General features: G+C 60.0%; 18 protein-coding genes and 1 pseudogene. 11 read left to right on the forward strand and 8 right to left on the reverse strand.

Features of this window, described 5'->3' with window-relative positions:
* Positions 1-77 precede the first annotated feature (77 nt).
* The 3 genes from N1937_RS12250 to N1937_RS12260 all read left to right on the forward strand — a co-directional run bounded on the left by N1937_RS12250 (position 78) and on the right by N1937_RS12260 (position 3,063).
* On the forward strand, positions 78-1,796 hold the full coding sequence (locus tag N1937_RS12250; protein ID WP_170261975.1) for a SulP family inorganic anion transporter: 1,719 nt from the start codon (positions 78-80) through the stop codon (positions 1,794-1,796).
* A gap of 6 nt (positions 1,797-1,802) precedes the next feature.
* Entirely contained in the window at positions 1,803-2,648 is an 846-nt protein-coding gene (ppk2, locus tag N1937_RS12255; protein WP_162117298.1) for a polyphosphate kinase 2, read from the forward strand.
* Positions 2,649-2,730: 82 nt separating this feature from the next.
* Entirely contained in the window at positions 2,731-3,063 is a 333-nt protein-coding gene (locus tag N1937_RS12260; RefSeq protein ID WP_017964700.1) for a hypothetical protein, read from the forward strand.
* A 495-nt stretch (positions 3,064-3,558) separates the two neighbouring features.
* On the opposite strand, the gene N1937_RS12265 is transcribed toward N1937_RS12260, so the two are convergent.
* From N1937_RS12265 to N1937_RS12275, 3 genes are all read right to left on the reverse strand, one after another.
* Complete coding sequence (locus tag N1937_RS12265) at positions 3,559-4,605, reverse strand: DUF2955 domain-containing protein (RefSeq protein WP_260056250.1); 1,047 nt, start codon at positions 4,603-4,605, stop codon at positions 3,559-3,561.
* Positions 4,595-5,701, reverse strand: coding sequence for an HlyD family secretion protein (locus N1937_RS12270; RefSeq protein WP_162117300.1), 1,107 nt, complete (start codon positions 5,699-5,701; stop codon positions 4,595-4,597). The genes N1937_RS12265 and N1937_RS12270 overlap by 11 nt, the downstream gene beginning before the upstream one ends.
* Positions 5,702-5,851: 150 nt before the next feature.
* The gene (locus N1937_RS12275) at positions 5,852-6,109 is read right to left on the reverse strand and encodes a hypothetical protein (RefSeq protein WP_162117301.1); all 258 of its coding nucleotides are present in this window, start codon (positions 6,107-6,109) and stop codon (positions 5,852-5,854) included.
* A 146-nt stretch (positions 6,110-6,255) separates the two neighbouring features.
* Here N1937_RS12275 and N1937_RS12280 point away from each other — a divergent pair, with 146 nt between their 5' ends.
* The 6 genes from N1937_RS12280 (at position 6,256) to N1937_RS12305 (ending at position 13,483) form a co-directional block, all read left to right on the forward strand.
* Positions 6,256-8,076 (forward strand): adenylate cyclase, encoded by a 1,821-nt coding sequence (locus N1937_RS12280; protein WP_170255668.1) that lies wholly within the window; start codon positions 6,256-6,258, stop codon positions 8,074-8,076.
* Between the two features lie 143 nt (positions 8,077-8,219).
* Entirely contained in the window at positions 8,220-9,530 is a 1,311-nt protein-coding gene (locus N1937_RS12285) for an alpha/beta hydrolase (RefSeq protein ID WP_260056251.1), read from the forward strand.
* 47 nt (positions 9,531-9,577) lie between these two features.
* Complete coding sequence (locus N1937_RS12290; RefSeq protein WP_260056252.1) at positions 9,578-11,734, forward strand: mechanosensitive ion channel family protein; 2,157 nt, start codon at positions 9,578-9,580, stop codon at positions 11,732-11,734.
* Between the two features lie 53 nt (positions 11,735-11,787).
* Positions 11,788-12,186 (forward strand): hypothetical protein, encoded by a 399-nt coding sequence (locus N1937_RS12295; protein WP_017964707.1) that lies wholly within the window; start codon positions 11,788-11,790, stop codon positions 12,184-12,186.
* A gap of 108 nt (positions 12,187-12,294) precedes the next feature.
* On the forward strand, positions 12,295-12,942 hold the full coding sequence (locus N1937_RS12300; protein WP_170276608.1) for a MarC family protein: 648 nt from the start codon (positions 12,295-12,297) through the stop codon (positions 12,940-12,942).
* A gap of 340 nt (positions 12,943-13,282) precedes the next feature.
* Positions 13,283-13,483, forward strand: coding sequence for a hypothetical protein (locus tag N1937_RS12305; RefSeq protein ID WP_024322122.1), 201 nt, complete (start codon positions 13,283-13,285; stop codon positions 13,481-13,483).
* 184 nt (positions 13,484-13,667) lie between these two features.
* Here the strand turns inward: N1937_RS12305 and N1937_RS12310 are convergent, their stop codons facing one another.
* The gene (locus N1937_RS12310) at positions 13,668-16,457 is read right to left on the reverse strand and encodes a DEAD/DEAH box helicase family protein (RefSeq protein ID WP_260056253.1); all 2,790 of its coding nucleotides are present in this window, start codon (positions 16,455-16,457) and stop codon (positions 13,668-13,670) included.
* Positions 16,458-16,923: 466 nt separating this feature from the next.
* Between N1937_RS12310 and N1937_RS12315 the strand changes: the two genes are divergently transcribed.
* Positions 16,924-17,943, forward strand: coding sequence for a GlxA family transcriptional regulator (locus N1937_RS12315; protein ID WP_003540607.1), 1,020 nt, complete (start codon positions 16,924-16,926; stop codon positions 17,941-17,943).
* Positions 17,944-18,010: 67 nt separating this feature from the next.
* Here the strand turns inward: N1937_RS12315 and N1937_RS12320 are convergent, their stop codons facing one another.
* The 4 genes from N1937_RS12320 to N1937_RS12335 all read right to left on the reverse strand — a co-directional run bounded on the left by N1937_RS12320 (position 18,011) and on the right by N1937_RS12335 (position 21,304).
* Positions 18,011-18,328 (reverse strand): hypothetical protein, encoded by a 318-nt coding sequence (locus N1937_RS12320; protein ID WP_260056254.1) that lies wholly within the window; start codon positions 18,326-18,328, stop codon positions 18,011-18,013.
* 19 nt (positions 18,329-18,347) lie between these two features.
* Positions 18,348-18,794 carry a CBS domain-containing protein gene (locus N1937_RS12325; RefSeq protein ID WP_017964713.1) on the reverse strand — a complete coding sequence of 149 codons (447 nt, stop codon included), beginning with the start codon at positions 18,792-18,794 and terminating at the stop codon, positions 18,348-18,350.
* A gap of 170 nt (positions 18,795-18,964) precedes the next feature.
* The gene (locus tag N1937_RS12330; RefSeq protein ID WP_260056255.1) at positions 18,965-20,296 is read right to left on the reverse strand and encodes a diguanylate cyclase; all 1,332 of its coding nucleotides are present in this window, start codon (positions 20,294-20,296) and stop codon (positions 18,965-18,967) included.
* 177 nt (positions 20,297-20,473) lie between these two features.
* Positions 20,474-21,304 (reverse strand): response regulator, encoded by an 831-nt coding sequence (locus N1937_RS12335; protein ID WP_260056256.1) that lies wholly within the window; start codon positions 21,302-21,304, stop codon positions 20,474-20,476.
* Positions 21,305-21,677: 373 nt separating this feature from the next.
* Between N1937_RS12335 and N1937_RS12340 the strand changes: the two are divergent.
* A pseudogene (locus N1937_RS12340) lies at positions 21,678-22,660 on the forward strand (squalene cyclase).
* The last annotated feature ends 95 nt before the right edge of the window (positions 22,661-22,755 follow it).

Here is a 22,755-nt window from a genome sequence, read left to right on the forward strand (position 1 = left end):
TGATGGAGCGATCGGAGGCTACCCCACTGCTAGCCTGAGTTCGCTTCAGCAGATGAATGAATTCCGGGGGGAGTGGCATGCTTCAAAGTTTTCATATGCCGATATTCAGGGGCCTGGAGGGATTTCGCGCGGACTGGCTGCGAAGCGATATTCCTGCGGGGCTGTCGATTGCAGCTGTCGGCCTGCCGAGTGCGATCGCTTATCCCGCCATCGCCGGCCTCCCCCCGGAAACCGGGATATATGCGAGTATCGTCGCGCCCGTTGCCTACGCCCTGTTCGGGCCATCGCGGTTATTGGTGGTCGGGCCCGACGCCGGGACCATGGCGGTTCTTGCGGCAGTCATGGCAACTGTCATCGCCGCCCAACCTGCCGGCACATCAGCCGATCCGGTTGCGATCGCGTCTGCCCTGGCGCTCGGCGTCGGAGCCTTCTATTTTGCAGCACGGCTGCTGCGGCTGGGCGTCCTCGCAAGCTTTCTATCCCGCCCGATTCTGGTCGGCTTCTTTGCCGGCGTATCCATCTCCATCCTTGTCGGGCAGATCGGCCGCTTTACCGGGGTGCGTATCGAGTCCGACGGTCTCCTGCCGCCGATTGCCGAGATCATTCGCAAGAGTGCCTTGATCCATTGGCCGACATTGCTGTTCGGGCTCGCCATGTTCGCACTGTTGTGGATCGTGAAAGCCACGCGGCTGCCTGTACCGGGACCCGTCGTCGTTGTCGTCGTTTCCGTCATTCTCTCCGCCATCTTCAACTTTGAAGCCGCAGGCATCCGCGTCGTTGGCGATCTCCCCACCGGGCTGCCGTCATTCTCCCTCCATGCATTCTCTCAAATGCCCATGGACAGGATCGTCCTTGGGTCGGCAGCCGTCTTTCTGATCAGTTTTGGCTCGAGTATCGTCGCCGCACGAAGCTTCGGGGCGCGCTCCGGCGAGGAGGTCGACGCCAACCAGGAACTGATCGGGCTGGGCGCGGCGAACATCGCCCCCGGCCTGTTTGGTTCATTTCCCATCGCCGTCTCCGACTCGCGTACAGCGATCAATCTTGCAGTCGGCGGCAGATCGCAGGCAGCCGGTCTCGTTTCCGCCGTGACCCTGATGGCGGCGCTGCTGTTCTTGAATGGCGCCCTGCGCATCCTGCCGATCCCTGCCCTGGCGGCGATCCTGGCGGCAGCCGCAATCAGCCTGATCGACGTCAGCGAGCTGAGAAAGATATGGCACATCAGCCGCGCGGAGTTCGTCTTCGCCCTCATCGCCATGTTCGGAGCCATCAGCTTCGGAGTCCTGAACGGCGTCATCGTCGCGATCGCCGCAACCCTGATCTATCTCCTGCGCAAGACGATGTTCCCGAAAGACACGCTTCTCGGCCGCATTGCCGGGCGCGATGGCTTCTACGACATGCAGCGCTTTCCGGACGCCCGGGGCGTTCCAGGCATCTCCATATGTCTCGTCCAGGGCAATCTGCTGTTTTACAACGCCGATTATGTCCGCATCCGGTTGCGCGCCATCGCTGACGGCCTGCCGGCCGAAACACGCTGGCTCATCCTCGACGCCAGCGCCATTGCGCATATCGATAGCACCGGAGCCGCCGCACTCGATGCCGTGCAGGCAAACCTCTCCGGGCGGGGCATCGCCTTCGGCGTGGCTCACCTAAACGCTGAGGCCACGGAGCTGCTGGGCCGCGCCGGCGTCGTCGGCGGCATCGGAGCCGGAAAGTTCTTTGACGACACGGAAGACGCGCTGCGTGCCGCGCGCCTGGGGGAAGGAAGCGACCGGCCTTTGGCCGGAGGTCATCAATAAGGGGTCATGGAGGAAGTGATGAACAAACGGCAGGACGACGACACCGAAGTGGACGAAAAGAAGCGCAAGAAGTCCTGGAACTACGACAAGGAAATCGTAAGACTTCAGGTCGAACTCGCGCATCTGCAGGCCTGGGTGAAGAAATCGGGCGCTCGCATCGTGATCATCTTCGAGGGCCGGGATGCTGCCGGCAAAGGCGGGATGATCAAGCGAATTACCGAGCGCGTCAGTCCACGGGTTTTTCGCGTGATCGCGCTGCCGGCCCCGACCGATCGCGAAAAGACGCAAATGTATATGCAACGCTACATCGCACATCTGCCGGCCGCGGGCGAAATCGTCATATTCGATCGCAGTTGGTACAATCGCCCCGGCGTGGACCGGGTGATGGGATTCTGCTCGGAGAAAAAGGCAAGGCGTTTCCTCGAGCTGGCTCCGGGTTTCGAAGCCTCGATAGTCGAAAGCGGCATAACCCTGCTGAAGTACTTCCTGACGGTCGGCGAGGAGGAACAGGATCGCCGCTTCAGACGGCGGATCGACGATCCGCTGCGGCAGTGGAAGCTCAGCCCGATGGATGTCGAGTCGTACCAGCGGTGGTGGGACTACTCGGCTGCTTACGACGAAATGATCCGGGCGACGGACCGCCAGCACGCCCCATGGTGGATTGTGCCGTCAGACGACAAGAAGCGCGCGCGCATCAACTGCATCTCGCACATCCTGAAATCGATTCCGTATGAAAAGGTGAAGTTCGATGCGCCGGACCTCGGGAAGCGTCAGAAGCGGCCCGGCGGCTACGTCGAAGACAACAGCATCCGGCACGTAGTCCCGGATGTGATCGCCGAGGACATGCGATGATCGGGGCCGTGTGAGACGACACCGCACCGGAACAGCGCTGGCTGTCCGGCGCGCTGATGTTTTCAATCAACAGGAGTGTGTGATGATCTATCCGTCGATCCGTGTGCTGTCCGTCGCTATTGCCTGCATTCTTCCCTTGGCCGGCATATCCGTTTCGAAAGCGCAGGCGGCCGAGCCGCTCGAACAATTTCCGATGGTCATAACCTGCGAATATAAAGGCCTGCACCAAGCCTTCTACTTCACGAGATTGGATGCAGATGGTATGGCCACCTACATCAATCCGAGCAAGGTTGCGGGAACGATATCGATCGGCGGGACCGCTAAAGCGTTAGGTGAACCAATCGGCGGAAGTTGTTTGGGCAAAACACTTAAGGAGCTCAGGGCATCCGGACAAGCCCGCGATCTCAAGCCCTAGCAACCTTCCCTTCCGGATGTCCTGGATCCGCATGCCGCAATCGACGGCCCGATCCGGCAGGAGGGAGGCTGCACCTGCATACTCAATTTTAAAGTTCGGACAGCGGGGGCCTGGTCGGCAAGCACTGTCATTGAGGCTCGTCGTGGTTCGGAACGACAAAGGGAGGCAAAGATGACCGCCGAGACCGTGCCGGGTTGAAAACAAAGACCTGATGCTAACGCATCGGCAGTCACCGCTGCAGGTCGTAGCACTGCGCCCTGCGGCTCCCGGGTCTGGCAGGTCGGCGAGAAATGGAGGCGATAGCGCCTTTGTTTCATGCATTCGCTGAAGCCCTTGGGGTCGGGTGGATCCTTCCAAAGATGGGCGAGTTCGCAGTGCTTGCGAACATTGATGAAGTCTTCTGCTCTCGGTGGCGTCAACTGAAGCCGCCGAAGCGGCTAGCGCCAAGAACATCGCGGAACTCAAAGCAGCCGACGTCTTCAAGATAGGCTGCTCTCAGAGAACGCCTGAGTCATGCCGATATCCTCTTCGTTTCCCCCCCGTCCGCGGCCACAGGATGACGGCAAACAGCAGCGCGTAGATCAAGGCTGCTGCGACATAGACGATGCGGGTGGCGAAGGATTCTGCGGCGCTGCCGGGCAGAGGCGAGACACCGAGGCCGAAGAGAATCAGGAAGGTTGTCAGGGCGCCGGCAAATATCGGTGCGTCCTTCGAGCGGGCGGCCGCGCGCCCTCCGATGAGGAGGACTACGATGAGAACGATGAGGAAGATCGAGAAAAGATTGGGACGCAGTGATAGCGCGGCATACGCAACGGAGGCGAGCACGCCGCCGAAGAGGTTGACGAGCACGAGCCCGATCGCCGCCCGCGCGCTCGCGGCAACGTCGAGCTGCCCGAGCAGCGACGCCACGGTTATCGGAATGACCGCCGCAGCGGTCAGGTTGTCGCTCGTCAGGCAGATCACGACAGAGCCCAGAAGGATAACCGTGTTTGCCAGCGCCCGACCCAAGGCCGGCGGCCGCTCGGAGATCGCCACCGCCTCAACCTCCGCGGCGAACGGCTCGGGAAAGATTGCATGGGCGAACCACATCAGAGCCGTGCCGGACAACACCCCGGCGACCAGGATGGACAGGATAGAATTGGCGAGTTCCTTGTTCAGGATGCCGAGCAGAGGCACGATGATCGAAACGACGAGCACGAGAAAGACGGCCGCTCCTCCCTTTCCCGTCGACTGCGCGGCGAAGCACGCAAAATAGGTCAGCCCCAGGATCAGGAGAAAGGGTGCCGGACGGTCGCCGAGAACGTCGGTCAGAACCATCATCGCCATCCCTGCGATCAGGACGACCATCGCCGCCCCGATAGTCTTGCCGAGCGGCATCGGCCGCGAACTACCGAGCAGAAACTGGGCGGCAAAGAGCGGACCGAGGAAGGGCACAATGGCCCCCGCATAGACTGCGAGCGTGAAGCCGATCGAGACCGCGAACGCAACCCGCAGCCCCTTGCGTTTCTGCTCCTCGATCGCGGGGCTCCTCTCAGCGGACATAGGTCAGCACCGACATGATGCGGATCCAGAGCGATCCCCAGGCATTGGTGACCGGGTTGTCGCCGGTGTAGATGACGACGGTCGCCTGCGATCCGTAGCGGACGCCGCCCTTGGGCCTCTGCGCCTCCTCGATAATGAGCCGGACTGGAAACCGCTGCGGCTCCTGGACCCAGCCGCTATCGCTCCGGATCGTCGGCAATCCGGTGTTCGGGTCCGTGCTGCCTTGCGATACGCCGAAACCAACGCTCTCGACTTGCGCCGGAAACACCCGACCGGGAAGTGCGTCGAAAAGGACTTCCGCTCGGTTGCCGACTGCGACGTTCTCGAGGCTGTTCTCCTTGAAGGCGGCGGCGATCCAGATCGTTCCGACATCGATAAAGGTCATGGCCGACTGCCCAGCCGACACGACCTTACCGGTTGTAAGTTGGAGGTTGGTCACGACCCCGGCCGAAGGTGCCTGAACGGTGGTCCGCAGCAGATCGAGTCGTGCCTTTTCGAGCGCCGCCAGGGCCGCCCGGAGCTGCGGATTGTCATTTCCGCTCGGCCCGAGTTGCTCCTTGGCCTTGGCCAACTCAGCCTCAGCACCAGTGACGGCCGCCTCTGACTGACCGAAAGCCGATTTGGTTGAATCAGCCCGCGCTTTGGAATATACGCCCCTCTTTTGCAGCTCTGCGGCGCGCGCGGCTTGTTCGCGAAGATTGTCCCGATCGACTTGGGCCGTTACGAGCTTTGCCTGCGCCGCATCGACAGCAGCCGTTGACGCGCCCATTGACTGGCCGACACTTGCAAGGCTCGCCTCGGCCTCACTGACCGCGAGTTCGTAGCGCTCGGGATCGATGCGAAAGAGAATCTGGTCGGCCTCGACCCGCGAATTGTCGGCAACGCCCACTTCCACCACCCGGCCGGTGACTTCGGGCGCGATGCCGACGATATAGGCCTGAACCTGAGCCTGCGATGTTGACGGCGTCCGCCGCTCCATGAAGACAGAGAGGGCGAACAGGGCGAGCGCCAGCAGGAGGACGATGAGGGCTATCCTGCGGAGTGGATTCCGAGGCGTTGGGGAAATGGCAGGCTCGTCCAAGTTTTCGGAAACCACGGCAATATCCTTCGGAGGCATTTCGTTTCGTGCAAGCGCAAAATTTCAGCGCCGGACATTTGTCGCGATGGTCGTTACCGGGCGATGGAACGCAAGTAGGTAACCGTAACATACGCCCCTCGATGGCTCCGCGTGCTTGGTCTCGCCTCGTCAGCGAGCGGTTGGCGGTACCGAGGCGTCAAGTGCGCCCTCTATCTCCTTGGAGAGTTCTGCGATCAGCTCTCGGTATTCGGCGACACGCTCGTCGCGCTTCGGATCGGTTGAGACGTTCCATTTCTGCAGCGCCGATTGGGCGTCGGCAAAGTCCCTGCAGATTTCCCGAAAGTCTTCACTGCGGGAAGAGAGATCGTCGATCGCCTTGATCCTGGCTGGAAACTGCCGACGGACTGCGGTCACGCCTTCGTCCATGGTTCACTCCTTACCGGCATTTCGAATGCTGCCACTGCAACGTGTGCCAGATCCCGATCTTCATGGACGGCGATCGGTTCGTGGAGTATGTTACCGTAACATACGGTCTGGCAGTGATATGACTCCATGGGGGATTGGGGACAGACATGCAGACGTCGATACCAGCAGAGGGGTCTGCGGCACCCATTTCTTCAAGGCCGGCGCCTCACGCCGACGACATCCGGGAACAACTGGAACGTGTCGTCTCCAGCCCTGAATTTCCCGGCGTCGGTCGCGCCGCCACGTTTCTCCGCTATGTCGTCTCGGAAACCCTCGAGGGCCGGGGCAACCGGATCAAAGCCTATTCGATCGCGATCGAGGTGTTCGGCCGGGATCCCGGCTTCACCCAGGACGATCCTGTGGTCAGGATCGAGGCCGGACGGCTCCGGCGGTCGCTTGAGCGCTATTATCTCGTCGCCGGGCAGCATGACCCCGTCAGGATCGACATTCCCAAAGGCGGATATGTTCCAACCTTCGCCTGGTCCTGTCCGGCATCAGTCGACACTGGAGACGAGGACGCTGGCGAAACATCGCCCTCTGAGGTCCGCCGCGGAGGCTGGTGGCGCGCAAGGCGGGTCTTGTTGCCGGGTGCTGCTGCGCTCGCTGCAGTGGCTATTTCGCTATTTTGGATCGCGGAGCGGTCTCCCGCTCCGTCGCTGGCACGCGTTGCAAGCCTGTCGCCCGATCGCCCGGCCCTCGTGGTGGCTCCGTTTGCCAATCTCGGCGAAGGGCCGGAGGCGCAGCTCTACACAGCCGGCCTGACCGAGGAACTGATGACTATCCTGCCACGGTTCAAGGAGATCAAGGTTTTCGGCCGCGAAACGTCCAAGTCCCTCCCAGCGGATGTGGGCGCATCGGAGATCCGGGCGGAATTCGGCGCACGCTATCTCCTTGCCGGCGGGGTACGCACGTCCGGCAAGCGCCTTCGTGTGACGGCGAGGCTGCTCGATACGTCGGACGGCGAAATCCTCTGGTCGGAGAACTATGACAATGATCTCGCATCGGGAGACCTGTTTGCGATCCAGACGGATGTTGCCAGAAAGGTCGCGACCGCCATCGCCCAGCCCTACGGGGTGATGGCACAGGTCGACGCCGCCAGTCCGCCGCCGGATAACCTCGGTGCGTATGAGTGCACTTTGCGCTTCTATGCCTATCGTTCGGAACTGAGCGCCGAGGCGCATGCGCGCGTCCGGGATTGCCTCGAGGCCGCGCTCGCGCGGTTTCCGAACTACGCGACCGCCTGGGCAATGCTTTCGATCGTCTATCTCGATGAGGACCGGTACAAGTTCAATCCAACATCAGGGCAGGATACAGCCATACAGCGTGCACTCGATGCCGCCAGGCGCGCAACGCAGATCGATCCGAACAATACGCGCGGACTTCAAGCCCTGATGACGGCGCTGTTCTTCGACAGGCAGCTTGCTGAATCACTTCGTGTGGGTGAGCTGGCGCTCGCCACCAACCCCAACGACACCGAACTGATGGGCGAATTCGGAACCCGGCTTGCGATAGCTGGCCAGTGGCAGCGCGGAGCAGACCTTCTGGACCAGGCCATTGCTCTGAACCCAGGAAGTGGCGGCTTTTACCGTGGAACGCGAGCCTTGGCCGCCTACATGCTCCGCGACAACCACACCGCCGTGCTCGAAATCAAACAGGCGAACACGCAGAAGTTCCCTCTCTTCCATGTTGTCGCCGCCATCATCTACGCGGAGGCTGGCATGATGGACGACGCCCGCCGGGAAGGACAGGTGTTCGTCAGCATGCGACCTGACTTCCTGCCGAACGTTGTAACGGAACTCGCAATGCGCAACATGCAGCCTGAAGATCGCGATCGTCTGATCGAAGGACTTCGCAAGGCGGGAATGACCGTGCCCGATCCGAATGCAATGGCGTGGACCGCCGACACCTCGGATCTGCAACCCCGCTGATGCTGCCTCCCCGACCGTAACATACCCGATCATACGGGTAAGGCATCTCATCTTCGCATAGTCTCGCCTTAGTGCCGACTTCGACAGCCACAGCGCGCGGCGGCGAGGCCGGCTCAAACTTGATGTGGCTACGAGGAACAGCAGTGAGCACAAGATGTCGCGATGGCCGAATTCAACCGGGCACTTCCCCAGGTCTGAAATGGATCTCGGCTCTCCTGCTGCTCTGCGCATTATCCGGATGTGGAGGCCACGCGAAGAACGTGCTCATCCCCGTTGCCGACAGCGCGCCGAACGCCGCCAAAGTCGACATGCTCGTGGCCACGACGCGCAGCCGCTCCACGATAAAAGGCGAGATGTTCACGGGCGAGCGCGCGCTCGCCCCGGCCTTTGCCGACATCACCGTATCCATTCCCCCTGCAAACGTCCGCAAGGTCGGCGAAGTCGCCTGGCCGATGAGGCTTCCTTCCAACCCGGCAACAGACTTCGCAACCTTGAAAGCCGATGAGATCACGCGCGACGACGCCAAGAAATGGCTAAGCGCCTCAGTCAGGAAGAGCCGCGATCGCAGCGTGCTCGTGTTCATCCACGGCTTCAACAACCGTTTCGAAGACTCCGTCTATCGCTTCGCCCAGATCGTCAAGGATTCCGGCGTCCATAGTGCGCCGGTGCTGGTGACATGGCCGTCGCGCGGCAGTCTGCTTGCATATGGCTATGACAGGGAGAGCACGAACTACACGCGTAACGCATTGGAGACCCTCTTCCAGTATCTCGCGAGGGATCCAGAGGTGAAAGAAGTCTCGATCCTGGCGCATTCCATGGGCAACTGGCTGGCGCTGGAAGCACTTCGCCAAATGGCGATCCGCAACGGCCGCCTTCCCGCCAAGTTCGAGAATGTCATGCTGGCCTCGCCCGACGTGGATGTCGATGTCTTCCGCCAGCAGATCGTCGACATGGGCAAGCAGCATCCGAAGTTCACCTTGTTCGTTTCGCGAGACGACCGCGCGCTCGCGGTATCCCGCAGGGTATGGGGCGACGTCGCCAGACTGGGCGCCATCGATCCCGAGCAGGCTCCCTTCAAGAAGGAACTAGCCGACAGCCAGATCACAGTGATTGATCTCACCAAGGTGAAGGCGGGCGACAGGTTGAACCACGGAAAATTCGCAGAATCGCCCGAGGTCGTACAGCTCATCGGCGCGCGGATTTCCGACGGACAGACGCTGACCGACAGCAAGGTCGGGCTAGGGGACAAGATCGTTGCCGCGACGACGAGCACGGCGGCGGCGGCAGGCAGCGCAGCCGGCCTGATCCTTGCCGCCCCGGTCGCCGTCGTCGACGCCGACACCAGAGATAATTATGCCGGCCAGGTCAGCGGCCTCGCGGGTCCTGTGGGTACACCGCCGAAGGCCTCCGAGTGCACCGCCGCGGGCCGATCGAAGGAGTCGTGCAGGCAATAACGGTTCAGGAACCGGCAAACTGAGGTTCATAGAGATCAGGATAAACAATGCCATTACTTTCCAAGATCCGCATGTTTAAACCACTTCTCACGGCGCTTGCCCTGGCTTCCGTTCTCCTTTGTGCCTCGATTGCTGTGGCGCAGAGCGTGACGCCTGCGAGCCCACAGCCAGAAAGTGTTCAGCGCTTTATCGGCATGTTCTCGGATCCGGATGTCCAGCGCTTCCTGCAGCAGCAATCGGCAGCAGCCAAGACCGCGGCGGAACCGCCCTTGGAAACCCGGAACGCAGACCCTTCATTCTCGGAATTCACGATGCGATTCCGTGCCCATGCCTCTAGTCTTCTCGACGCCATCCAGTCCTTTCCCCTGGAGACGATGCGAGGCGGGGCCGTGCTCGAACGGGACATCCAGGCGAATGGCGGGACGCGGCCGATCTTCCTGGTCGCTGCCTTCGTCGCCGTCGGGCTGGCCGCGCAATGGCTGTTCTGGTGGATCAGCGCCGGCTGGCGCTCATGGATGGCGCGCGCCCCCTTTGCCACGGTTCGCGAGCGGATGATCGCACTGGCCGCGAGGCTTCTGTGGGCGGCATGTTACGTCCTTTCCTTCGGCCTCGGCAGCATCGGCTTCTTCCTGATGTTCCAATGGCCACCTGTTATCAGGGAAGTGGTCGTGGGATACCTCTTCGCGATCGTGATCTTCCGTCTGGCGAGCGCTCTTTTCGAGGTGTTTTTGGCGCCAAACGCCGAGGAAGAAGGTCGGTTTCGTGTCGTGCCGATCACTGCGGATGTCGCCGGCCATTGGACAAAACGCCTCGGTTACCTCATCGGCTGGTATGCCTTTGGCTGGGTGACGATCCGACTGCTCGGTACGCTCGGTTTTTCCGACCCGACCCGGCAACTCGTCGCCTATGCCCTCGGCCTCGTGCTCCTCGTCATCGGTATCGAAGCCGTCTGGAGACGTCCGGTTCAATTGGCTGCCGGTCAAGCCGGCCGGATCGGCCTGCAGGCGCGGAACTGGCTCTGGACAGTCTATTTCGTTGCCGTCTGGTTGCTGTGGGTGGTCGGCGCCATGAGGTTGTTCTGGATCGCGGTCGTTTGCGCCGCGCTGCCCGGTGCCATCGCCCTCACCAAGGCGTCGGTTAACAATATTCTGCGCTCTTCCACGGACGAAGTGGACGGCCACAAGAAAGGCAATGTGGTCTCGGTGATCGTCGAGCGCGGCATCAGGGCAGCGCTGATCGTCGGCGCCATCATCCTTCTTGCCGATGCGCTCGATATCAGGCTGACGCAAATGACGATGCAGGATTCGCCGCTTCTACGCCTCGTGCGTGGCCTCCTCAGCGCCGGGATCATTCTTCTGGTCGTCGATCTTGCCTGGAATGTCGTGAAAGTGCTGATCGATCGCAAGCTCGGCGACACCGAGGCCGTCCTCGAAATCGGCAGCGAGCGGGAGCGGCGGCGCACACGTCTCAGAACCCTGCTGCCGATCCTTCGCAATTTCCTCATGATCCTCTTCAGTGCCATCGCGATCATGATGGCGCTGTCATCGCTGGGGGTCGAAATCGGTCCGCTGATCGCAGGCGCCGGCGTGGTTGGCGTTGCGATCGGCTTCGGGGCGCAGACTGTCGTCAAGGACGTGATCAGCGGGATGTTCTACCTGCTCGACGACGCCTTCAGAGTGGGAGAGTATATCCAGAGCGGCAGCTACAAGGGCACCGTCGAGTCGTTCAGCCTAAGATCCATCAAACTCCGGCACCAGCGCGGCGCGGTCTACATCGTGCCCTTCAGCGAGCTTGGAGCAGTCCAGAACATGAGCCGCGACTGGGCGATCGAGAAGATGACGATCACCATCACCTACGATTCCGACATCGAGAAGGCCCGCAAGATCATCAAGAAGATCGGCCTGGAGCTGTTCGAGGATCCGGAGTTCAAACCGACGACGCTCGAGCCGCTGAAGATGCAGGGGATCGATAGCCTGGGGGACTCCGGCCTGCTCCTGCGCATGAAGGTCATGACCCTTCCCGGCCAACAGTTCACGCTGAAGCGTCGAGCTCTGCGGATGATCCATGAGGCGTTCAACGAAAACGGCATCAAGCTCGCCGTGCCCACAGTTCAGGTCTCGGGCGGCAAGGACGACGCTGTCGCAGCCGCTGCCCAGCAGACGCTGGCAGCACACAACGCAGCCGCGGCCGCAAACTCGGCCTGAGGGCGGAATCTTCGAGGAAAAGAACACACACGAGAGCAATGGGAGGAAATGAAATGAAGATCCTGGTTATCCCTACGCACATGCTTGCGACACTTGCCGTCATCATGACGGTCTGCGCACCCGTCCTCGTTCCCACGACGGCCGAAGCCCGTCGCGGCGTAGCGGCATGCGGTCCGAGAGGCTGCGGTGCTGCGGCCTGCGGACCGCGCGGATGCGCTGCAGTCGGAAGCACCCGTCCTGCCGTTCGGCCGCCCGTCCGGCGCGGCGTCGTGGTCGTCGCCCCTCGCCGTTACTGGCGCCCGGGTACGGCAATCGCCGCAGGTGCTGCCATCGGCTTCGTCGCCGGAGCTGCCGCCGTCTCACTGGCAGGCACGCCGCCGCAGTCCGGTCAATGCTGGTACTACACCTCGCCCGCCAAGACGACGGGCTTCTGGGACGTGTGCCCGCGCTGAGCGATCCGTCAGAAAAGCTGACAGCTCGTTTGTTCTCTTCGTCGCCCGCCCTCCCCTGAGTTGGGAGGATCTCGATTTCCAGGTCACAAATCTCAGAGGGTACGTTCCATGGATTTCACAGTCATCGATGCCGCACTCGTCGGAAAACTTCTCCTGCTCCTTCTGATCGGCCTGGGGCCGAAGATCGCCTTGGTGCCGTTTCTGGAGAAGACCCATGCCTTCGATACCGAAACCAAGGCGCGTATCGGCCGCCAGATGGTTTTGGTCGCAGTGGTCACAGCCTTGATCCTTTTTGCCACCGGTGCTCTGCTGATGCGGCTTCTCCATATCACGGGCGGCGCCGTCGCCGTCGCCGGCGGCATCATCCTGGCGCTGATCGCGATCAAGATGGCATCAGGACCAACAGAGAAGCCGCATGACGACATTGCGGCGCCCGTCGATCCCGAAAAGATCGCCGTCTTTCCGCTTGCGGTCCCTTACCTGCTCAATCCTGTCGGCATCACCGTCGTCATCATCGCCTCCGGCGAAGTCGTCTCGATCGCCAGCGCGATACTCGTCATTGCCCTTATCCTGATCGTCGGCGCGTTGGACTATCTGGTGTTCACCAACATCGACAAGCTCGCCAAACGCATGAAGCCTGCCAGTCTGATCGTCTCGGAGGTCGTCTTCGGCATTCTGCTGACCGCAGTGGCAGTCCAGCTGATCGTCGTCGGGCTTGGCAATCTCGGGATCATTACCCCGACCGCTGCACACTAGGTGCGGACGATTTTAGTGCCCGGTCGGCATGAAATCGGATCTGATCTAAATCAAAGAAATAGATCGTGATGTCGTCCGGAACCGTTCATACTGCTCGGGATCATTTTCGCCTGCAGATCTGCGATTCCTTGCGCGGGAAAGCCAGGGATTAAGGTCCGCGACAGACTGTAAAGGTGTCGCCGATGGCTGGCCGCCGCGCGACGATCATTCAATATCTCTGATGTTATCCATAAGTTCTATTCGTTTGAATGATGAGTTTCCAAGGCCCATATTAGGATCATGGACATGGACGAACCTCCCAATGACGACCATGCCCCTGACCCAAGAAAGGAACCGGAAAATGACCACGCTCACCTATCGCGGTGGTGGTAAGTCCCTCACCTCCAGTGAAAGCCGCTTCGATCTGGCACATTATGCCCGTAAGCTCGTGCTCGCCTGGACGCGCTGGCAGACGGCCCGCGAAATCGAAGCCATGCCCTTCGACATTCGCAAGGACATCGGCTGGCCGAGCACGGATGACAGCAAACACCGGACCATGTAATGAATGCGACATTCCTCCCAAAATAAGGGCGGCGTCTGCATTGTGCAACGCCGCCTTTTTCATCTTCTGAATGCCCGAATCTGCTTGTCGAATGTCGCTCGCCTTTCCGGCACTGGACGGCGCCGCAACTGCATGCCAGGTGCAAACGCGCTGCGGCAGGCGGGAGCCCCATCAGGCTTTCCAATTACTCCCACCGGCTAATTCTATCGGTTTTCTTTGTAAACGCGGAAGCGAATGATTTCGCGCGGAATTGGAGCAGTTTCAGGCGACCCTGGGCACTGCGCGTGTAGACAAGTTCCGAATCACCGACGTAACGATTCCAAAGTTCAGCGAAATAGATGGCATCCTCTCTTTTTCGGCCGATGATCGAAGGGACTGCATGATAATCCACCCGATTCATCCGCCAGAATGTTGACGACCTTACGAGAATGTAACGGGGATTCTGTGGGGGAACGAGGACTTCCCGTAGAGCGTCGAGAAAGCGGGACCGCTCAATTGTCGTGGCACCCTCAAGCCGGCAATAGATGATGCCGTTTTGGTCGAGCGTCGCCTCGACACTCACTTTTCCCAACTCGGTCCTTATCACGCCCATATGATGCAGCGTCTCCAGAACGGTTATTCCCACCTGCTTCATGCTCCCCTCCAGCGAGCCGTTCCGCAGCAGCAACAGGCTAGCTTTCAGTGCGCCCGGCAAGCAGAAGATGGCCAGTAATGCGAACATAACGAACAGGACCAACTCCAGTTGTTGGAGCGATCGGATGTGTGTAGCGCGAAAGCTGTGCAAGAATCCGTTCAAGATCATACCGGCGAGCGCGGCGCTGTGCGCAAACAGAAACTTTGTCGTATTCCAGTTAACCAGCCCCTTAGGGGCATAGTTGCTCTCCAATGTTTCTTGCATCCTGGCAACGGCGCGTTTGCTGTGCAGCGCGCTATGCCAGCGGGATTTCAGTGATTTGCGGTCTGCAGCCCTCCGTTCCATCATTTTGTTGATCTCATCAACACCGCGCGCATTCCATTTGGCGGTACCCAGCATCAATCGTTGAAAACCGCTTTCGATCAGCGGAGGCTCGCCGAAGGACAAACCCTCAAACGCGTAAAATCGGCGCTTCAGCGCATCGACGTCGCTGCCCAGGTCTATTGTCATAGTGTCAAAGGGATCGGGCGCTTTTCTAGCGGTCGATTTCCTCCCGAAGCGCAGCAATATTCTCTGCTCGAGCTTTTCAGGGTCGATGACCGCCAGATGCCAGACGTTCGCTGCCTTCTGAGGGTTTCGAGGATCGATGCGAATGGCACGACCGCGCATCTGATTGGAGAGTACGTATGATCCCACCGTACTTGCCAGGGTCAAAGTGTTTACGGACGGCGCGTCCCATCCTTCACCCAGCAAAGCCTGTGTGCCGACCAGGGCTGTGATCCCGCCGCGACTGAACAACTCGGTGATTATATGCACGATATTGCGGCTCCGCTCGCCGCAGAGTTCCACGCTCAGAAAGCCTGCATCGAATGCCGCCTGTTGATAACGGATGTGTTCGGCACCGATGCCAAGACGGTCTGCGATCTCGTCAAGAATTCCTTTTGACTCCGCAGGAATGAGAATCAGACTCCCGGTCAGAATTCCAAGCTTGAGATCAAGTTCGGACCGCCGCAGCGTCTCGAAGATTGGCACAACGCCCATTCTCTCGATGGGCTGAAGGTCCGTGGGGGCAGTGGGCAGCGCATCCTTCCTTATATAGTCGGAAAGGATAACCATACGGAGTTCGTCACCCATCGACGCGCTTTCGAGCCGGGTAATATCGACGATCGCGTTGAGCTTGCTCACACTTGATACCAGCAGCTTCTGAACCGATCGTGGATCAGTCAGTCGCACTCTGCTGTGCTCCAGTGCCCTAATTTCCCTCAACCTGTCTTGCTGGCAGCGGATTGCCTCTTCAGCTTCTTCGAAATCATTGCGATAGGTGTAGATAACGCCGTTCAACATTACCTCTATCCATTCAAGCGTCAGATCCGGTATTTCACGCGCCTTGACGCCGAGAATGTCGAGAATCGACTGCGGCAAGTCGACATATTGTGAATTTAGGAAGATCAGCATGCTGGAGAAAAAGCGTGCGTCGTCCAGTATATGCTCCACATTCTCGATCGGCTGCGCAATCCATGGATGACGTAGAATTGCCTCCTTGAATTCTGCACTCTGCAGCGTTTCGATGAAGTCTCCGATCTGCGCGCGAAACTCGGTCAGCTTCTGTGCTTCCAATGCACTCGGCAGACTGAAGTGGACATAATCCTGGTGTGGGCAAAGATCGCCTTGCAACACAAGTTCCGGCACGGAAATTTCGCCGTCGATCGGCCCGCAAAGCGCCTGATAGCGGTCCCATTCCTGAGGATCTACATCATAAGGAGGCGTAGCTGTCAGCGCGACGACAGTGGGCTGGCCTAGTGCTTCCTTGAGCATCGTCAGCGCCTTCCACCACTCGTTTCTAAGATGGTGCGCTTCATCGAGCACAAGGGTGCGAACCTTCTCCTCGCGCAGCTTCGCGATGATTTTCTTTCTCGCCTTCTCCGTTTCCTGCTTGCCTAGTTCGCCGGATTGCGCCCCGTCGCTGCCCTCCTCTTCACCGTCGAGGATTTCTTCTTCGGACGGATGGCCCGAGAGCGCCGCATGCAGAGCTTGATAGGTGATGATCGTGACGGTTCCGGGCGCTTTCACATCGTGGGAAATCCACTCCGGTTCGGCAAGGTCGGCGGGCAAGAACATCGTGCGCAGCCGATGCGCCCATTGGTCCCGAATGGTCTTGCTCGGAGCCAGAATCAAAGTCGCCTCACCGAGCCTGCACATCACTTCAAGACCTAAAACCGTTTTACCGGAGCCGGGTGCCGCCACAATATGCAACCCGTCATCGCCAATGAGATTTGTCAGATCATCAAGTATCTTCTGCTGATATTTTCGCCACTTTCCCTGAAAAGCGAGGTCCTTCATTCACTGCTGCCTCTTGGATCAAATGTGACGAGTCGTCGCGGAAGCTGCGACTAAAATGCTCTTCAGGAGACACTGCACCATCTTGGCGCGCGTCATGCAGCGCCAGTTATGCTCCCCGCAGTCCTTTTGACGAAATTTCAACGTCAGCGCAACGACATCAGCTCGCTATAATGAATGCGACATTCCTTCCAAAATAAGGGCGGCGTCTGCACCATGCAACGCCGCCTTTTTCGTGGCCTCACCATCCATTCCTAAGCCATTTTCAACATTGAATTTCAGTCGCCTATGAGCCTGTCTTTTGCCCCGCCCGCAGCCATTCCGGCGGTTTCACCGGCCAAATCGCGGGCGATGTCGCATATTTGCTCTTCCCGGCCGCATTTTTCCATGCCAGTGTCGCTTTCAGGACATCGGCGCGACGCATTCCGCGCAACGAATGTGTCATCGCCCCTCGAGCATGGATTTCGCTATGAACAGGATGCAGATCAAGAAGCGTTCGGTAGTCTTCTTTATGGTACCGCAATTCACCATGCTGCCCTTTTCGGCGGCCGTGGATACCTTGCGCATCGCCAATCGCATGCTCGGCTACCAGGCCTATACCTGGCGGCTGACCTCCGTCGATGGAGAAAAGGTCTATTCTTCCTGCGGCATCGGCGTCGAGGCAAATTCCTCGCTTGCCGAGGAGCGCCGTCATCTCGGCGGCGAAAACCGGCCAGGCATGGTGCTCGTCTGTTCCGGCATCGATGTCGAGCAGTTCAACAACAAGTCGGTCAATGCCTGGCTGCGTGAATGCTACAATCGCGGCGTCGCCGTCGGCAGCCTCTGTACGGGCGCGCATGTGCTTGCCCAGGCCGGTCTCCTGAACGGCAAGCGCTGCGCCATCCACTGGGAAAACCTGCCGGGCTTTTCGGAAGCCTTCCCACAGGCGGAGGTCTATGCCGATCTCTACGAGATAGACGGCAATCTCTACACCTGCGCCGGCGGCACCGCCTCTCTGGACATGATGCTCAACCTCGTCGGCGAGGATTTCGGCGAAAGCCTCGTCAACCGCATCTGCGAGCAGCACCTGACCGACCGCGTGCGCAACCCGCACGACCGCCAGCGTCTACCGCTGCGCGCCCGCCTCGGCGTGCAGAACGCCAAGGTACTGTCGATCATCGAACTGATGGAAGGCAATCTCGCCGAGCCGCTGTCGCTGATCGAGATCGCCGACGGCGCCGGCCTCTCGCGCCGCCAGATCGAGCGGCTGTTCCGTCAGGAGATGGGCCGCTCGCCGGCCCGCTACTATCTGGAAATCCGCCTCGACCGTGCGCGCCACCTCCTGGTGCAGTCCTCGATGCCCGTCGTCGAGGTTGCCGTCGCCTGCGGCTTCGTCTCGGCCTCGCATTTCTCCAAGTGTTATCGCGAACTCTACCACCGCTCGCCGCAGCAGGAGCGCGCCGAGCGCAAGATGACCATGGCGACGGCAAGACAGGCGGTCGCCGCGTGAGACATCAAGAAAGGCCGCAACCGCCGCGGCCACTTGGACAAGTAACGATCTAACGGCAGCAAAACCGTCACTTCGGTTGTTGCTGCCCGGGTAGATTGTCGGGCCGAATGACCGGTGTCTTGCCTTCCTCAGGCGCGGGCTTGCTGAAATCGCTGTCTCCGGTCGGGGGCGGTTTCAGTACACCTTGGCAATCGTCCATCTTTTGCGACAGCGAACCGTCCTTGGCCGCCTTCCCGGCGTCCTCCGCTGCCGACTGATTGTTTTGATCTGCAGGCGATGCAGTGCAACGTTCCGAGCCGGCCGACGGTTGTTCTTTTGTCTGTCCAATAACGTTTGAACTTGAAAATGCGACCATCGCAAAGATCAATGCAGCTTGGATACGCATTGGCTTTTCCCGCGCCGCTTCAGCCTCTCGCGCCGCCGGTCTGGGAGTGTGCGCCACCTGGCCTGGAGATGTGGGAAAGCGCCGATGCTGCAGCCCCGTCACTGGACGTCACCGCGATGTCTCCAAGCGACAGGATGCCGACGAGGCGCTTGTTCCGATTGACAACCGGCAGGCGACGAATTTGTTGATCGCCGAGGTTCTCAAGCACGTCATTAACATCATCGTCTTCGAAGCAGTATTTCACATCGGCAGTCATCACATCCGCAATCTTGGCATCCGGCCCTTTGCCGCGGGCAACAGCGCGGACGGCAATGTCTCTATCCGTGATCATTCCCACCAGCCGGTCCCGATCGCCAACCGGAACCACACCCGCATCAATGTCTGCCATCATTTGTGCGGCATCCTGGATTGACTGGTCGGGGCGAGCGACCAGAACGTCGCGCGTCATGGCTTCCCTGACTTGCATGATGAATCCTCCGTATTTCGGTTGAATCCGCTAAACTTGCGGCTCAGGCATTTGTTCCACGCCGCCATCGTCAACAGGTTTTCGGAAACAAAGCCCAACGCAACGCCACCGGCACCGCCGACGCATTTCAGCTCGCGTTTCCGGATAGGCGAGCTGAAATGAGGTGCGCGCTATTGCGCCGCCTCCTCCGTCATCTTGACGTCGGAATAGACCTGGTTGCGGCCCCTATGCTTGGCCATGTAGAGGAACTGGTCGGCGGCGTTGAGGTAATTCTCGAAGGTCTCGTAACCGGCGATCTCGGCGATGCCGATCGAGATCGTGACGCCGAGTTCCTCGTCGTCGGCCGTGACTTTCAGTCGCGAAATGTCCGACCGGATCTCGTCGCAGAGCTTGGTCGCGGCAGCGGAATCCATCTGAGGAAAGAGGATGGCGAATTCCTCGCCCCCGAGCCGCGACAGAAGATTGTCGCTGCCCTCGAAGATCGTAAACAGCCTGTTTGCGACAGCCTTCAGCACCTTGTCGCCGATCTCGTGGCCATAGGTGTCGTTCAGCCGTTTGAAATGGTCGATATCGAGAATGGCGACGGAACTCGGCACCTTCAGCCGCAGGCACGCATTCACCAGCTTCGGGCCGTTGTCGTAGAAATAGCGGCGGTTATAGAGACCAGTCAAGTAATCGCAGGCGGCCGCCGCCCGGAGCTGCCGCATCTGCGCCAGCGTTTCGGCGTTGTTGGCGATGCGGCATTGCAGTTCCTCGGCAACGAAGGGCCGGTAAACGAAATCGCTGGCGCCGGCCTTGAGAAAACTCGCCGAAAGCATGCGGTCGTTGGAGGAGGAAACGCCGATGACACGCAGCCTGTCCGAACCGAAGCGATGGCGGATGCGCCGCGTCAGCTCATAGCCGCTCATATCGGGCATATGGTGGTCGGTGACGACAAGTTCGATATCGCTGTAGGCCTCGAGCGCCGCCAGCGCCTCGAGCCCCGAATTTGCCTCGACGACGAGATATTGCTGTGCCTTCAGCAGGTCGACGAGCACCTGGCGCGCCGAGACGACGTCGTCGACGACGAGCACCCGCGTCTTACGGTTGGAAATCGCCCGCCGGACGGTGGCGACCAGATTGTCGAGCGCGAATTCATTGTCCTTCAGCACGTAGTCGATGACATTGCGCTCCATGATCTTGTTGCGCGTGTTGAGATCGAATGTCGCAGTGAAGACGATTGCCGGGATATCGTGCTCGATCGTGCAGTCGAGCGCTTCACCATAGGGCGAATCCGGCAGGTTGAGATCAACGACGGCCATGGTGTAGCCGTGACCGTCGTCGGCAAGTTCCTTGCGAAGAGCTTTCAGCGACGGGCAGGATTTGACGGCAAGGCCGAGCTCTGTCTGGAACCGGTGACAGAGCACGGCGGAAAACATCCGGGAATCTTCAACCAGAAGTATCTTGAGCCCGCCGGAGCGCAGCCCGATGCCATCTCGCTGGAAATCCGCTTGAAAAGCCACAGCCCCTACTCCCCGACGGGCTCGACTCGGCCCTTTCCCCGGCGGGGACGATAACCGAGAGGCGTGTGCGCGTGAAGGGGATAAATAACGGCGACATTACCTATAATTGCAGAAATTCTGCGACTGTCCGCGAACGTGATATCCGGCCCGCTGGCGATACCGATACTGGAAGAGCCGTCAGGCAACCGCCCGTTCCTTGCGCATCGATTGAATCTGCAGCAGCGTATCGAGGTTCTGATTGACGCGGCAGTAGAACTCCTCGTCGATGAAGGGACGCAGCATGAAATCATTGCCGCCGGCCTTCAGGAATCGTGCCGAAAGCAGCCGGTTCGAAGAGGAGGAAACGCCGATGATGCGCAGCTCGTGCGAGCCGATATTGGCGCGGATGCGCCGCGTCAGCTCGAAGCCGTCGATGTCGGGCATATTGTAGTCGGTGATGACAAGGCCGATATCGCGATTGGCCTTCAGGATTTCCAGCGCCTTGCCGCCGCTTTCGGCGACGCTGACACGGAAATTGTAGCGCTTCAGCCGGCTCGACAGCAGGGCGCGCGCAGTCGCACTATCGTCGACGATCAGCACGTGGTGGCGATGATTGGTGAGGAAGCGGCAGATCGATTCCGCCAGCAGGTCGACGGCGAAGATATTGTCTTTGAGGATATAATCGACGATATCCTTGGCCATCAGCTTGTCGCGCATCTTTTCATGGAAGGTGCCGGTGAAGACTATGGTCGGGATGGAGAGATCGACCAGATATTCGAGCGCTTCGCCGTTTTCGGCGCCGGGCAGGTTGATGTTCGAGATCGCCAGCGTGATCGCATCGGAAGACTTGTCGTAGGAAACCTGCAGATCCTCGAAGCTGCGGCAAATCTCGACATCGATGTCGAACAGCTCCTTGAGGCGTTTGCTGATCATCGATGTGAATACGTTGGAATCTTCCGCGACAAGAATACGCGCACCAGCAAACATTTCCCCGGAATATTGCATCCCCGAAATACCTAGAAACGCCATAGTAAACCTTTGATGTAAAATCTGTCCCGGGATCAAGCTGATACATCAATTGATTTGAATAATTATTAATCGGCGCGCCTGGATATAAATGAAGAGGCGGCCCGATGGGGTCGCCTCCGATTTCTTTGCGGATATGATTAAGAAATCGGGCGCGAAGTGCCGCATTCTCGGCATCGAACGGGCTCTCGCCGACAAACGTCGCATCGTAGGTCGATGCGAGGATTTTGATCTTCAGCTTCGTTGCTTCCTTGCGTCGTCACGCCGCGACCACGTCGGATTTAGACAACTTCCCGCGCGCCCCTTCGGCTGGCACCGCTTGGCAGAAGCGATTATAAACAAACCATTCACCCCGACCCGCCGACAGGTTCGCCTCATGATCCAATCCGACCCGGTGATCGCATGGCTTCTCGACTCCGACCCGTCGATCCGTTGGCAGGTGATGCGCGACCTGCTCGACGCCACGAAGCGGGAGTGGATGGCCGAGCGGGCCAAAGTCGAGACCGAGGGCTGGGGGCCAGGCTGCTCTCCTGCCAGGACGAGGACGGGCAGTGGGCAGGCGGCGCTTTCCTGCCCGCCGGTTTCGACCCTCGGGAGTGGAAGGAGCATGGCCAGCCGTGGACGGCCACGACGTTCTCGCTGTCGCAATTGCGGGAGTTCGGTCTCGATCCCGCCTGCGGCTGCGCCAGGCGCACTGTCAAATTGATCAGCGCCAACGCCCGTTGGGAAGAAGGCGGCCAACCCTATTGGGAAGGCGAAGTCGAAGAGTGCATCAACGGCCGCACCGTCGCCGACGGCGCCTATTTCGGGATCGACGTCTCGCCCATCGTCGACAGGCTGGCCGGCGAGCGTCTCGACGACGGCGGCTGGAACTGCGAGCGGATCAATGGCTCTGTCCGCTCGTCTTTCGCCAGCACCATCAATGTGCTGGAAGGCTTGCTGGAATACGAGAGAGCGACCGGTGGCACGCATCGGTCTCGAGAGGCGCGCAGGACGGGCGAGGAGTTTCTGCTGGCCCGCAACCTCTTCCGCCGCCTCGGCACCGGCGAGCCGGCCGACGAACGCTTCCTGCGCCTCCTGCATCCGAACCGCTGGCGCTATGACATTTTGCGCGCGCTCGATTATTTCCGCTCCAGCGCAATCCTGACCGGTACCCACCCCGATCCGCGCCTCGGCGAGGCAATTGACCACCTTCGTTCCAGACGCTTGCAGGACGGCACCTGGCCGCTCGACGACAGCCCTGCAGGTCGGGTGTGGTTCGAGGTCGATGACGGGCAAGGCAAGCCCTCGCGGTGGGTGACGCTCCGGGCGATGCGGGTGCTCAGATGGTGGGATGCCCAGCCCTCAATCAATGCCTGATGGCAGACCCAGCACGCGCAGGAAATGCACCCATGACTGACTGGTGGTCAGTCAAATCCGATCTTGCTGCCACCCTGCCCTGCCGCGCGATCTTA

It is taken from the genome of Rhizobium sp. WSM4643 (genome assembly GCF_025152745.1).
Taxonomy (GTDB): domain Bacteria; phylum Pseudomonadota; class Alphaproteobacteria; order Rhizobiales; family Rhizobiaceae; genus Rhizobium; species Rhizobium leguminosarum_I.